This is a genomic window from Acidovorax radicis (genome assembly GCF_020510705.1).
GTDB classification, from domain to species: domain Bacteria; phylum Pseudomonadota; class Gammaproteobacteria; order Burkholderiales; family Burkholderiaceae_C; genus Acidovorax; species Acidovorax radicis_A.
Genome location: NZ_CP075184.1, coordinates 1,555,334 through 1,569,623 on the forward strand (window position 1 = coordinate 1,555,334; position 14,290 = coordinate 1,569,623).

At 59.5% G+C, this 14,290-nt stretch carries 8 protein-coding genes and 1 pseudogene; 1 reads left to right on the forward strand and 8 read right to left on the reverse strand.

The annotated features are described in order from the left end of the window. Positions 1 to 64: 64 nt before the first annotated feature. Positions 65 to 1,156: a beta-N-acetylhexosaminidase gene (nagZ, locus tag KI609_RS07100; RefSeq protein WP_226448526.1), complete on the forward strand. Its 1,092-nt coding sequence runs from the start codon at positions 65 to 67 to the stop codon at positions 1,154 to 1,156. A 118-nt stretch (positions 1,157 to 1,274) separates the two neighbouring features. On the opposite strand, the pseudogene KI609_RS07105 reads toward nagZ, so the two are convergent. The 8 genes and pseudogenes from KI609_RS07105 to kdpB form a co-directional block, all read right to left on the reverse strand. After that, a pseudogene (locus tag KI609_RS07105) lies at positions 1,275 to 2,813 on the reverse strand (IS3 family transposase). Next, positions 2,705 to 4,015, reverse strand: a complete 1,311-nt coding sequence (locus KI609_RS07110; RefSeq protein WP_226448528.1) for a hypothetical protein — start codon at positions 4,013 to 4,015, stop codon at positions 2,705 to 2,707. Before KI609_RS07110 ends, KI609_RS07105 begins: the two are co-directional and overlap by 109 nt. 688 nt (positions 4,016 to 4,703) lie before the next feature. Then, positions 4,704 to 6,284 carry a RimK family protein gene (locus KI609_RS07115; protein ID WP_226448530.1) on the reverse strand — a complete coding sequence of 527 codons (1,581 nt, stop codon included), beginning with the start codon at positions 6,282 to 6,284 and terminating at the stop codon, positions 4,704 to 4,706. Then, a complete protein-coding gene (locus KI609_RS07120) occupies positions 6,235 to 7,347 on the reverse strand; it encodes a GNAT family N-acetyltransferase/peptidase C39 family protein (RefSeq protein ID WP_226448533.1) in 1,113 nt (370 codons plus the stop codon). The genes KI609_RS07115 and KI609_RS07120 overlap by 50 nt, the downstream gene beginning before the upstream one ends. A gap of 728 nt (positions 7,348 to 8,075) precedes the next feature. Continuing rightward, positions 8,076 to 8,780 (reverse strand): two-component system response regulator KdpE, encoded by a 705-nt coding sequence (gene kdpE, locus KI609_RS07125; RefSeq protein WP_319003132.1) that lies wholly within the window; start codon positions 8,778 to 8,780, stop codon positions 8,076 to 8,078. A gap of 4 nt (positions 8,781 to 8,784) precedes the next feature. Beyond that, on the reverse strand, positions 8,785 to 11,547 hold the full coding sequence (locus KI609_RS07130; protein WP_226448535.1) for a DUF4118 domain-containing protein: 2,763 nt from the start codon (positions 11,545 to 11,547) through the stop codon (positions 8,785 to 8,787). 65 nt (positions 11,548 to 11,612) lie between these two features. After that, the gene (gene kdpC, locus KI609_RS07135) at positions 11,613 to 12,185 is read right to left on the reverse strand and encodes a potassium-transporting ATPase subunit KdpC (protein ID WP_226448537.1); all 573 of its coding nucleotides are present in this window, start codon (positions 12,183 to 12,185) and stop codon (positions 11,613 to 11,615) included. A gap of 10 nt (positions 12,186 to 12,195) precedes the next feature. After that, on the reverse strand, positions 12,196 to 14,289 hold the full coding sequence (gene kdpB / locus KI609_RS07140; RefSeq protein WP_226448539.1) for a potassium-transporting ATPase subunit KdpB: 2,094 nt from the start codon (positions 14,287 to 14,289) through the stop codon (positions 12,196 to 12,198). Position 14,290 lies beyond the last annotated feature (1 nt).

Here is a 14,290-nt window from a genome sequence, read left to right on the forward strand (position 1 = left end):
TCTGGCGCTTTATTCATAAGCACAAGCAGCTATTATTTGTGTAGCAATTTCTGACGGAATACCCATGACCGAACACGCACCCATCATCCTTGACGTGGCTGGCAAAGCGCTCACCGCAGCAGACCGCCGCCGCCTAGCCCATCCGCTGACCGGCGGCGTCATCCTGTTCGCCCGCAACTGGGAAAACCGGGCGCAATTGCTGCAGCTCACCAGCAGCATCAAGGCCGTGCGCGATGACCTGCTGATCTGCGTGGACCACGAAGGCGGCCGCGTGCAGCGCTTTCGTACCGATGGCTTTACCCACCTGCCGCCCATGCGTGCGCTGGGTGACATGTGGATGGACGACGGCAAAGGTGCCAAGGCCGTGCCGGGCAGTGGCGCCATGCGGGCCACCAATGCGGCCACGGCGGCGGGCTATGTGTTGGGCAGTGAGCTGCGGGCCTGCGGTGTGGACTTCAGCTTCACCCCGGTGCTGGACCTGGACTGGGGCGAAAGTGGTGTCATTGGCGACCGCGCCTTCCACCGCGACCCGCGTGTGGTGGCGCTGCTGGCCAAGAGCCTCATGCATGGCCTGTTGCAGGCGGGCATGGCCAACTGCGGCAAGCACTTTCCGGGACATGGTTTTGTCAAGGCCGACTCGCACACCGAGGTGCCCGTGGATACACGCAGCCTCAAGGCCATCCTGGCTGACGACGCTGCGCCATACCCCTGGCTCAGCAGCACGCTCACCAGCGTGATGCCGGCCCATGTGATCTACCCCAAGGTCGATAGCCGCCCCGCGGGCTTCTCGCAGCGCTGGCTGCAGGACATCCTGCGCCGCCAGATGCGTTTTGATGGCGCGATCTTCAGCGACGACCTCAGCATGGAAGGCGCGCGCCGCCTGGACGGTGCACTGGTCAGCTACACCGATGCCGCGATCACCGCACTGGCTGCCGGTTGCGACCTGGTGCTGCTGTGCAACCAGAGCGTGGGCGACGGCAAGGCGGTGGACGAGTTGATCGACGGCCTGGCCACCGCCCGCAACCAAGGCCGCTGGGCACCCAGCGTGGACAGCGAATCGCGCCGGCTGGCACTGCTGCCAGAAACCTTGCCCCAGCCGTGGGACGATCTGATGTATCAACCCGCTTATTTGCAGGCGCTGGATCTGTTGCCCTGATTGAGAGCCTGTTGCCCTACGGATCACCGCCGGGGCAACTTTTCAGCTACTGTGGCGTGGTGTTAGTGCCAACCCAAAACTGACCAGCTGGGGGGTGCGGACAAAAAATTGGACTGGTTTATGTCGCAAGTCCAATGCTTGCCCGGTATTCAATAGGGCTGAGAGAGCCAAGGGAGATCTTGATCCGCTTCTCGTTGTACCAGCGGATGTAGTCGTCGACTGCCTCAATGAACTGCGCAAGGGTGACGCTCTTCCAGTCCCGAGGATAGAACAGTTCGTTCTTCAGCCGACCGAAGAACCCCTCGCAGGCTGCGTTGTCAGGGGAGCATGCCTTGCGAGACATCGAGCGGGTGAAGTTGGCATCGCGCATCCTCGATATCCAGCCTGGCCAGCGGTAGTGCCCCCCGCGGTCGAAGTGAACCACAGGCCGGTCAGCGGTGTCTGTCACCGTCTCGATGGCTGCATCCAGCATGGTATTGACCAGCTCAGCATCCGGGCTCGTGCCAATGGTCCAGCTCACCACCATCCCATCGAAGCAGTCGATGATCGGCGACAGGTAGACCTTACCTGCAGGGATCTGGAACTCCGTGATGTCCGTGAGCCACTTCTTGTTCGGTGCCGCGGCCTGGAAGTCTCGGTCGATGATGTTCTCAGGCGCGGGGCTGATCTCGCCAAGGTAGGACGCATACCTGCGCCGCTTGGGCTTAGCCACGACTAGGCTCTCTTGCTTCATCAGGCGCTGCACCACCTTCTCGGAGATTGTGACGTCTTGCCTAGTCAGCGAGGCCTGCAGCCTGCGGTAGCCGTAGCAGCGATGGTTCGACTCGAAGATATCGGTGATGGACTGCCTTACTTCAAGGTACTTGTCGCCGGCGGCCGCTCGGACCCGATGGTAGAAGTACGAGCTGCGTGCAAGACCCAACTGTCCAAGGAGCTTTGGCAGACCATAGTGCTCCTTGAGGGCGTCAATCAGCAGTGTCTTCTCCCGGTTGGACAGGAGCTGCAGATCGACGCCCAGGCCTTTTTTTAGCAGTTCATTGGCCTTGTTCAAGAGGTCCTGCTCAAGGCGCAGTTGCCTGACTTCGCGGCGCAACGCCTCAACCTCGCGCTCGAGCTCATCGCGCTCTTGAGCCCGCGGGGACTGATTGGTGTGTTTCATGGATGCGGGTGCCTCACGTCCCAGAAGCTGGTTCTTCTAGTTGTACAACGTCGGCCTGCTCACGCCAAGCTTCTGAGCAACCGCCTGCGCACTTCCCTCACGAGTGCACAGCTCGAGGACTGCCTGCTTCTTCAGTTGCGGCAGCCGAGGCGCACTGACGGCTCTGCCGACAACGCGCTGGCGGGAGTCAGGGTCCAGTTCATCAATCCAGGCACGCAGCAAATCGCGGCACGGATAGCCCAGCGCCTTGACCGTGGCGACGATGCAGCGCCCGTGCTCGGCGTAGTGTTCGACAGCCTTCTTCTTCTGAATTTGAGAATACTTCGGCTTTGAGCGCGCGTAGCCGGACGGCAGGTCCAGGCGCCGCTCGTACTCCTCATGCCAGCTCATCAACGAGTTCTTCGTCGGATATCCCAACTGGCGGATAGTGGCACCGGTGCGCTTGCCCAGTTTGATGTAGAGCTCGACCGCTCGGATTCGATCTTCGTAGGAATACATGAACTACCTCCTGGTAGTCCAAGTTTTTGTCCGCACCCCCAGTCATTGCGTTCGTCCGCCAGTTCGAACAGGCACTGCATGTAGGGCTGGACTTCGCTCCATCGAGCGCGGTCTTCATAGAAGCGCGACAGATTGCGCGTGGCCTCCACGGCATCTGGCCACCGGTCTGCAGCACTCACACGAGTCATAGCCTCCCGGCTGTCTTGTTCGTCGTGCAGGCTTCCGTCCTGCGCGCCATAGGTATGGAATTCCGCAATCCGCCTGGGCCGGGCAAGGCGAGTGTCTTGACACATGCCAACCGGAGGTGAGGTCTCCCGTGAGGCATGGGCTCCGGCAAACGAATCCTGGACCGTGTGGAGTACAGAGCCGAATGCCACGTGGTGCAAATACGGGAGCAGCTTGTCCTGACGCCCGAGGATGTAGAGGTCCGAGACCCGCCACTGTGTGCACCCGAAGTGCTCCTTCAGCGTGGCGTTGTCGATGTCTCGAAGAAAGGTGTCAGGCTTGATTTCGCGCGAGGACACCTTCCAGGCGAACTCCAGCCAGTCCAGCACTTTGGCCCGGGTTGCGCCAGGGTGAACACCCTCTTCACTGGCCATGGCATGCAGGAATTGTAAGTCGCCGAAGTGCGATCGGGTCATTACATTGCCGTGAAGGCTGCCCTTGGTCTTGTTGCACCCAACGATCTGTTGGGTCTGAGCCTTCTTCTCTGCATCCTTGAAGAGACAGTACCAACACAACGGCTGCGTTGAAAACCGGATGGTCTGCGACACATTGCAAGACTTGCCGAGGTAGGTGCAGTTGCCCTCGTCAGGGGATAGCTTAAATGGAGGCAGATCGTTCCAACGCACACCGTAGATGACGTAGGACGTGGCAAAGGGCAGATCCTGAGAGCTGCAGCTGACGTCTTGGACCAGGGCGCCTGGCTCCATCGGACAACCCATGCCGATCTGGGTAATCTCTTCATGGACGCGGCCCTTGATCAGAACGCCCAGTTTTCCCGCCACCGTCGCCAGAGAGTTTTCTGTTTCATTGGTCAGCTTGAATTCAAAGGCTGAGCCCATGGGGGCGATCTGGAAGGCAATGGCGGCGCTGGAAAGTGCCAAAACGCCTGCGACCAGCGTGACGCTGCGTGCAACAGCGCGGATGGAAAGCGACGATTTCTGAAGACGGCGCCTCGTCTTGTTGTCTGTGACCTGCATCTGCCCCTCCTTGCCTCGCACTGTAGGCGGAATACGGATTTGGACAACAAATATTGGCGTAACGAACCAGCGTCCCCGTTGGCTGGATCGGATTCCAGCCGACAAACCATTGGCTCGCACAGAGATCAATCACGGTCCGGTTCAGGCTGGTTGCGGTCGCTTAGTTTGAAAAGCTCGATGACCGCGCTCTCCGAAAGCGGCCCTCCTACGCTTAGTCGAGCAGCCTACACCAGTCTTGGAACCTCTGGCCTTGGCGAGCTCTGGGGTTCATCATGGAAGAAGATGTAGCCACCTTGATGGTTCATGATGAGAGCGCCCGTACCATGAAGTGCGACCCCTTGCGCTTCTCAACCTCGCGCGGTGTACTGCTCGCCCTGCTGGTGGCGGTTCTTTTTGGCATAGACATCCGCCTAGTTCCGAGGCTGGACGGAGGGCTTGGCGCATTCACGACTGCATGCATGATGCACGCAGTAGCAACCGTGGTTGGGCCCCGTCGCTCCGTACAGCAGGGCACGTGGCCATGGTGAAGAGATTCGGCATCCATCACCATCCTGGCGATGGATGGATGCGGGGCAGCATTGGGGCTTGGGGCTTGGGGCTTGGGGCTTGGGGCTTGGGGCTTGGGGCTTGGGGCTTGGGGCTTGGGGCATAGCGTGTATAGCCCAGCTGGCTGCTCTACCCGACGATACTACCCAGTCGCCAATGCAAGAAAAGGTGAGCCTTGGGTGATCGGCCGTGCCGTACTTGAGTTGAATCGAAGCTCCACCTGCTTCAAAAAGTGCGATAGCAGCATCACGTAGAGTGCATCACCCAAGGCAGCGTCCTCCACACCCACATCAAGGTTGGGATTGTCGTTGATCTCAATGACAAAAACGCCGGACGCAGTGGACTTCAGATCAACCCCGTAGAAGCTGTTGCCCACCAAGCGCGTCGAGTTGACAGCCGCATGCAGCACCTCGGGCGGTACCTCATCAAGGGGCACTGCCTGTACCCGGCCCTCGGTGTACTTTCCGTTGTCGGTGTGCTGGAGTATCTGCCAGTGGCCGTCACACATGAAATACTTTGCAGCAAAAACTGGTTGGCCGGCGAGCACACCAATGCGCCAGTCGAAGTCTGTATACATGTACTCCTGCAGAAGAATGATTTCAGATTCCCTGAGCATGTCTTTTGCAATCTCCTGAAGGTGCTCAAAGCTGTCTGCCTTCTTGACGCTGCGGCTGAAGGCTCCGTCTGGCACTTTTACGACCAGGGGATAGGTCAGCCGATTGTGCATATCTGCAATGGTGCGCCTGCTAGCCATGTGAGTCAGGGGTGTCGCGATGGAGTTCTCACGCAGGATCTCGGCAAGGAAGGCCTTGTTGGTGCAACGCAGGATGGACACCGGGTCGTCAATGACCGGCATGCCTTCGGCAACAGCCTTCTTCGCAAACTGGAACGTGTGGTGCGTTACGGCCGTGGTCTCACGGATGAAAAGCGCGTCGAACTGGGTCAGCCGCGAGAAATCCTTCTTCTCGATGAGCTCGACAGCGATGCCCATGTCCAGCCCAATGTCAACCAGCTTTTTAAGCGTCTTGAGGTTAGACGGAGGAAGCGGGTCGGTTGGGTCGTACAGGACGGCCAGATCCATTCTGGGCAAGGGCATGGTGATCATAGGGCGCCAGCTGCGCCGTGTGTAGTGGCGCAGCGCCTGCACGAACACCTCATCACGCGCAATGTCCACATCACGAAGGTCCAAAGCCTGCATGTCGCCGATCTGCCAGCTAAGGGACTGCTCCTGCCGCTCCAGTGTGATCTCCATCAATGGACAGCGGAACAGCTCAAAGCTCTTGCGCGCAAGCGCTGCCAGGGCAGGATCCTCTATAACGCCGAAGAACACATGTAGGGTCAGGGTGTTCACCGACCGTGGAATTTCCTTCAACGGTCCAATCAACCTGTTGAGTTGCGCAAGCGCGGCTGGCTGCATGCGTTTGCGTTGGAGACTGAGTATCGTGTCCACGCTCGGGGTCACGCGATCGCCTCGGGCCTCCGCGAGCAGGGAGCAGTAGTACCCCATGCTCAGGTAGCCATAGGTACGGCAAAGGTTCGTGACTTTGCGTAGCTGGCCACGGGCGCCAGGCTCCTCTGCAACGAACTGGTCAGCGGTGATGACCTTGAGTTCCGAATCTTCCCATCGGAAGTCGGCAATCTTTTCTACCACAATAACGTGTTCTGAAGACAATTTATTTCTTTCCAGAGATGATGACCGCCGCCGTGCGCCTTCGGCGCCCATATCTGGCGATCTTCTTGAATTCACCCAGGCTGATGGACATACCTCCATCCGGCTCGCTGGAGCGCGCCATGGGGTCGAGGATGCGGAACACGGCTCCATCGAAGCCAACAATCACCACCCAATGGGGCGTTTTCTCGCGGTGGAGTCGCCATAGGCTGATGAGCACGATGGGCAGACGCCCCGCGCGCAGGTGATCAATCAGGCTCTCGGGCGACACAGGCCGCGCGTAGATGGGAACTTCATGTTCCACCAGTTCGGACCGGAAGTCGTCTTCCACCAACTGGATCACGTCCTTCTTGTGCTGGTCGCGCACGCTGTCCATGAACAGGGATGCGCCTGCGGCCGCATACACCGACACATCAAAGCCGCGCTTCAGTGCAGAACGCGCCAACCCGAATGGGCCGCACCCTCCGTGGCCGGCGGCCATGAAGACGGTTGTGGCCTCCCGCCACAGCCGGATTTCTGCGGCCTGGTTCACGGGAATGGATGGGTCCATTGCAGACATTGCCATCAGCAAGGCGCAAGGGCCGCAGGTGAAATCGAGCGTTTGCGCATAGTGGCGCACCAGATGTGCAACGGGTCCTTGCGTCAATGAACCGTCAAACAGATCTCGCTGAAAGCACAAGGCATCTTCACCATCCTCATAGTAGGTAGCCTTGCGCCCTGACTGTGCAAACCCATAACGCTTGAAGAGGCGGTGCGCGGCGGTATTGTCCAGTCTGCTTTCGAGCCGGAGAACCGCACAGCCTGCTTCTCGCGCATCGCCCAGCGCCGCAGTCAACAATTTCGCAGCGACACCTGATCCGCGCGCCGCAGGCGCAACGGCGATGGAGTACAAGCGCGCCACCGAAGAGCCTTTGCGGCGCAACACCACGCAGGCACCGTCCAATGCATCCCTGGACCCGCAGACCAATACACGGGCCGAGGGACTGGATAGCATCCGCTGCCAGCTTCGCAGCGAAATCCGATCGCTTTCGAACGTAGAGCGCTCTAGGTTGTCCAGCTTAGTCAGGTCTTCGATGCTGGCCAATTCGACCTTTCTGCCCAGGATCTCTCGATTCATCGAAAACCCTGGCGGGACTTTCGTCCCCTGCGGTCAGACCATTTCAAGACCAGCCATCCCGTTGCAATCGGCACCACCAGCACGAGAAGGGCAACCAGTATGTGCAGCCAGTCATCCATGGAAATGCCTTGAGAAGTCGCCTTGCAGCCATGCAGGGGAACCAGCCTCAATGGCTGGCTCACTGCCTGCAAAGCAGGCTTTCAATGGCATCGGTGCGTCTCGCTCCCAGAGAATTTGACAATGCGTCCAATTCGGGCGGAAGGTAGTGCGGCCATCAGACAGCGTATCGTCTGCTCGACATCGCCAATATGGACATGCAGAGTGACAGTTGCTAGTTGGTGAATTGGATCCAAGGCCAATCCGTAGCCGCGCAGTAACGATCCGAGCACTGCATGTAGTGTTATTCGCAAGCTTTGCGCATTGGCGCAAAACGTGACGAGAGGTAGCTCCACCAATGACTTCGGATCGGTGCCCGCTTCGCAAAGGGGGAGCGCCGGTATCCGATGCAGGCAGGTGCTCGGGCATCTCTGCAACATGCTTTTCGCCAGAATGAGCCTTACTTTGGAGGCTTGACTGGTAGGTTTTGAACATGCATTCAGTCTAGAAAGTTTGGCGTAAATCCTTCGTAAAAACTGATGACCTTGCCGTTAAATCATCATAAATTTCTGGGCCTCTGCTCGGACGGGCCCACAAAGGGCGTGTACACACTTGACCCAATGCGGCTATCATCAAACCGACAATCGGTAGCCCACCCCCGACTCGGTCAGCAAATGGCGAGGCTGAGCAGGATCCGCCTCCAGCTTCTGTCGTAGGTGGCCCATATAGATGCGCAGGTAGTGGCTCTGGTCTGATCGCATCGGCCCCCAAACCTCGCGAAGCAACTGCTTCTGGGTAATGACGCGTCCCGCATTGGTGATGAGTACCGATAGCATGCGGTACTCGGTCGGCGTCAGGTGGACCTCCAATCCAGCTTTGCGCACCACGCGCGCTGCGCGATCTACCTCAACGTCTCCGAATTGAAACACTGGCTCCACCACGTCGGCTACCAGTCCATTCCCTGTAGCCACACGCGGACGGCGTAAGTTCGCACGCACCCGCGCAAGAAGTTCTCCGGTTCCGAAGGGCTTGGTGAGGTAGTCATCGGCTCCAGCATCCAGCGCGTTGATCTTGTCCGCCTCATCGGTGCGCGCAGACAAGACGATGATCGGCACGGCGGACCAGCCTCGCACGTCACGGATCAGATCGATACCATCTCCATCCGGCAAACCCAGATCGAGGACAAGAAGATCCGGCTGGCGCGTTCCTGCAGCGGACAAGCCCTCACGAAGCGTCGCCGCTTCATTTACCTGCCAGCCTTCTGCCTCCAGCGCACTGCGAACGAAACGCCGAATTTGGGGCTCGTCCTCCACCACTAAAACTGTACGTATTTGCATTGCATCAGGGGGCAGTTGGGCCCCGCTCCATGTCATCAAAATCAGGCTCGGGTGGGGGCTCTCGGCGTGGAATGGTGATGGTAAACAGGGCACCACCTCCCGGCGCGCTGGCCGCTGATATCGTTCCGCCATGGGCGTGCACAACTGCCTTGCAGATGGCCAGGCCCAGCCCCACACCTGGTGTTGCGGATTCAGCCTGCCCGCGCGTGAACTTATCAAACAAGGTGTGCTCTTTCCCTCGAACAGATAGAGGCAAACCGGCCCCATGATCCATCACTTCCAGCACCAGGTTGCTCTTGGTTGTGGAGGCCTTCACGACAATAGGTGGTGCTCCATACTTGGCAGCATTCTCCAGGAGGTTGACCAGCACGCGCTCGATCAGCACTGCGTCAAACTCCACCAGGGGCAAATCTGTAGGGATGTCTGTACGCACGGTCTTGCCGCCAAGCGCGGCTTGAGCCGCCCGAATGGATGCACCAACGACCTCCTCCACCGATTGCCAGTCGCACCGCAAACTGACACTCTCACCAGATACATCGCTTTCCAACCGAGCCATGTCCAGCAGGTTGCTAACGAGCGCGTTGAGTTGATGCGCCTGGTGCACGATAGCTTGCGCTACAGAATCACGCTCGTGTAGCGGCACCGCCCTGAGCGATTCGGCCAGTGTGATGAGCGCAGTAAGAGGCGTACGCACATCGTGGGATACGGCCCCTAGCAATGCATTACGCAGTCGTTCGGATTCAACGTCCAGGACCGCTTTTTGCGCAATGTCGACGTAGTGCACACGTTCGAGCGCGATGGCAATCTGCCGGGCCAGAGTATCGAGCTGCTGAGCCTGTTCAGGAATGAGTAGCCACCTCGGATTCGACGGCTCCAATGCAAGAACGCCTCGAACCCGCATGGGCGCCTTCAAGGGCACATAGCGCCAAGAATGGGCGGCAAGGGTATTTGTTGCAAGCCCTGCACTCTGGCCTTGCCGCAGCGTCCAGTCAGCCACGCTTTTGTCAAAACCTACCGGAAGATCTTCAGGATAGTGGAGGTTGTCCGCCTCGTCCATTGCCACCACCACCGCCCGCCCGCCAAAATGTTCTTGAACTGCCGAAGCGCCAATGCTGATGACTTGGCTTGTCTCAAGTGCCGCAGACAGCTCTCGTGTGAGTTCGAACAGGGATTGAGCCCGCCGCTCCCGGCTGTTCGACACTCCTGCAGCGAACCGAAGACCCGCAGTGAGTTGCCCCACCAGCAGGCCGACTCCCAGCATGACGGCGAACGTGACGACGTACTGCACATCGCTCACGGCGAAAGACAGGCGCGGCGATACGAAGAAGAAATCGAATGCCAGCACATTGAGTAGTGCTGCCATTGCCGCAGGCCCTCTCCCGAAGCGCATGGCCACCGCGACGACGGCAAGGAGGTAGAGCATGACAATGTTCGTCAGCTCTAGTAACCCGTGTAAGGGAGTCGCAATCAAAGTAACTGCAATGCTCGCCCCCAGAGCCCACATAAATCCTGGCCAACGCGCGTGGGCAACTTCATCCGTTTCCAGCGCATCCACGCCTGATCTTGAACTGCGCAGCGCCTCAGGCAATCGCCTGGAACTTCTGGCGTGCGCGGTCTCCACAATATCAAGCGAGGGCGCCAGCTGGGCAAGCTCTCTTCCCACAGGCTTTGCAGGAATCCATTTTGTCCAGTTGTCGGGAGTGGCGGGCCGCCCCAACACTACTGTCGCACAGTTCAGCTGGAGCGCTTGGGCTGCCAGCACTGGTGCCACCCGGTCCCCGGTGAGCACCGCCGTCGCGGCCCCAAGCTCTTGAGCTAGCTGCAGCACCGCCAGAATCTTGTCTCGACGTTTCGCAGGCAATCGCTGTAGTCGAGGTGTCTCCACGTACGCTGCATGCCACTTTACATTGAGCTGGCCAGCAAGGCGTGCAGCCGTTCGGACTGTCTGGGCCGCATCTTCATGGGGTCCCACACACGCCAGAATGCTGCCCGAAGTGTTCCAGGCCCCGGCCACACCGCCTCCGCCACCACCCGATTGCTCGACTCTCCAGCCGAGCACGTCATCTTCCACATGCTCGGCCGTGCGGCGCAGAGCGATTTCTCGCAGAGCTATCAGGTTGCCCTTGCGAAAGAAGCTCCTCGCGGCACGATCCGCCTGCTGAGGCACGTAGACCTTGCCGGCACTCAGCCGGGCGATCAACTCATCCGGTGTCGCATCGACCAGCACCACCTCGTCCGCATCGTCCAGCACCGTGTCGGGCACTGTCTCATGCACTCGGATTCCCGTGATCGCACCCACGGTCCCATTGAGGCTTTCAAGGTGCTGCACGTTGAGAGCGGTCCAGACATCGATGCCGGCGGCGAGCAGTTCCTGGACATCCTGCCAGCGCTTAGCATGGCGGGAACCTTGCACGTTGGAGTGAGCGAGCTCATCCACCAGGAGAATGGCCGGCTTACGTGCAAGGGCCGCATCTAGGTCAAATTCAGGAAGGAGCCGGCCACGGTACTCCACCTCCCTGAGAGGTAATGCCTCCAGCCCACTCAACAGCGCCGCCGTCTCCGCTCGGCCATGTGTTTCCACCACACCAATCAGGATATCGCGGCCGGCGCTGCGCTCGCGCTGGGCCGCGCTCAGCATGGCCCAGGTCTTCCCTACGCCGGCATTGGCGCCAAAGTAAATGCGAAGCTTGCCACGGCTGGTCTGCTCTTCCTGCGCTCGCAACTGAGCAATCAACGCATCGGGATTTGGACGATGAGCGTCAGCCACGAGAGCCCCTCTTTATTGCAATGAGCTCATGCCCCGGTGTGAGGCCGTTGCGGGAGAGCATCGTCCTAACGCACATCTTCCAAGGCAAGGTTCAATGCCAAAACATTGACCCTCGCTTCTCCAAGCAACCCGAGAAGCGGGCGCTCCGTATGTTTTTCGACAAGCGCTGTCAATTTCTCTGCCTGCAGATTGCGCACAAGTGCCACGCGTGCCACTTGGTACTGAGCTGCCGCAGGGCTGATGTGGGGGTCCAGGCCACTGGCGGAAGTCGTGATCAGGTCCACCGGCACCATGGCAGTGTTACCAGGGTCTGCTGCGCGCAGTGCGTCCACACGGGCCTTGATGGCTTCATTCAGCGCGGGATTCAGCGGCCCCTGGTTGGATCCACCCGAGGCAGTTGCGTTGTATGGCATGGGTGCCGTGGCCGATGGTCGGCCCCAGAAGTGGCCAGGATCGGAGAAATTCTGGCCGATCAACGACGATCCTACTGTTTGGCCGTTACGTTGCACTAGGCTACCAGCAGCTTCGTTCGGAAACACGGCCTTGGCCGCGCCCGTGACGACCAGGGGATAAAGCAACCCGGTGAGCACGCTCAGGGCGGCGAACACCACGATAGCGGGGCGAAGAATGTCTTTCATCACAAGCTCCTCAAATCAGGCCAACAGCGACAAGAATCAAATCGATCAACTTGATACCGACGAAGGGCACAAGAAGACCTCCCAGGCCATAGATCGCGAGGTTGCGACGCAGTAGCGCTGCCGCGCCTACTGGGCGATAGCGCACACCTCGCAGGGCCAGGGGGATCAGGAAAACGATCACCAGCGCATTAAAGATCACGGCCGAGAGGATGGCAGACGATGGGCTTGCCAAATGCATCACGTTGAGAGCCGACAATTGCGGGTAGGTCGACACGAATATGGCAGGAATGATGGCGAAGTATTTCGCCACATCGTTCGCGATCGAAAAAGTCGTCAGGGATCCCCGGGTCATCAAAAGTGCCTTGCCCGTTTCGACAACCTCCAGAAGCTTGGTTGGGTTGGAGTCAAGGTCGACCATGTTGCCTGCTTCCTTGGCGGCCTGGGTTCCGCTACCCATTGCCACCGCAACGTCGGCCTGGGCCAGCGCAGGAGCATCGTTGGTGCCATCTCCGGTCATGGCGACCAGGCGCCCTTCGGACTGGTACTTGCGGATGAGTACCAGTTTGTCTTCCGGGGTTGCTTCGGCCAGAAAGTCATCGACTCCGGCTTCTGCAGCGATGTAGGCGGCGGTGAGTTTGTTATCACCCGTGATCATCACGGTACGGATACCCATGCGGCGCAGCTCAATGAAACGTTCCTTGATACCCGCCTTGACCACGTCCTTGAGCTCCACGACGCCCAAGACTTGATTGCCTTCAGTCACAACCAATGGCGTGCTTCCGCGTTGGGCCACCTGATCGGCAGCTGCGCCAACTTCTTTGGGCATTGCGCCACCCAAAGCCTCCACGTGCCGAGCAATCGCTTGCACCGCACCTTTGCGCAGCATAGTTACAGGCTTTCCCGAGCCGGCATCTGCAGGCACGTCAACACCACTCATGCGAGTTTGCGCAGTGAAGGGGACGAGCACCACGCCTTCGGGGTTCTTCTCGTCAGTGCCAGAGCGGCGAGCGAGTTCGACGATGCTGCGACCTTCAGGCGTCTCATCTGCGAGGGACGCCAGCAGTGCTGCGCGAGCCAGGCGGCCCGGAGTGACGCCCGGAGCAGGAAGGAACGCGCTGGCTTGGCGATTGCCGTGAGTGATCGTCCCGGTCTTGTCGAGCAACAACACATCCACGTCGCCTGCAGCTTCCACCGCGCGGCCAGACGTTGCGATGACGTTGGCCTGCATCATGCGGCTCATGCCTGCCACGCCCACCGCGGACAGCAGGCCACCGATCGTGGTGGGGATCAGGCATACCAGCAAGGCAACCAATGCGGTCAACGAAACCACAGTGCCCGCCTGCGATGCCTGGACGCTGAACAGCGAGAACGGCAACAGAGTGACGGTGACGACAAGGAACACTATCGTCAACGCCACCAGCAAGATGGTCAGCGCCACCTCGTTGGGCGTCTTCTGGCGCTTGGCAGCTTCGACCATACCAATCATCCGGTCCAGGAACGACTCGCCAGGATTCACGGAGATGCGCACCACCAGCCAGTCGGAAAGCACACGGGTACCTCCGGTGACCGCGGAGAAGTCACCACCGGACTCACGCACCACAGGTGCCGATTCGCCGGTGATAGCGCTTTCGTCGACGGAGGCTACGCCCTCGATCACTTCGCCGTCCAAAGGAATGACGTCTCCGGTCTCCACCAGCACCACGTCGCCGCGGCGCAGATTGGTGGCCTGCTCAGGCAGGAAGGTGGAGCCATAGACTGGCTCCTTGAGCTTCTTGGCCCAGGTTTCCTTGCGCAACCCCCGCAGCGATGCGGCTTGCGCCTTGCTGCGACCTTCGGCCAGGGCTTCTGCGAAGTTCGCAAATAGAACAGTGAACCACAGCCACACAGTGATCGCCAGCACGAACGCTGGCCGCATGCTCGCATCCTCAGGCGAATTGAGAGCATGCACCCACAGCAGTGTCGTGAAGATGCTGCCGATGTAGACGATGAACATCACCGGGTTGCGCCACTGCACCATCGGACTGAGTTTGGCCAGGGCACCCCACAGCGCAGTTTTTATCAGCGCGGGATCCAGCAACGAAATAGAAGATTTTTTACTAATCATC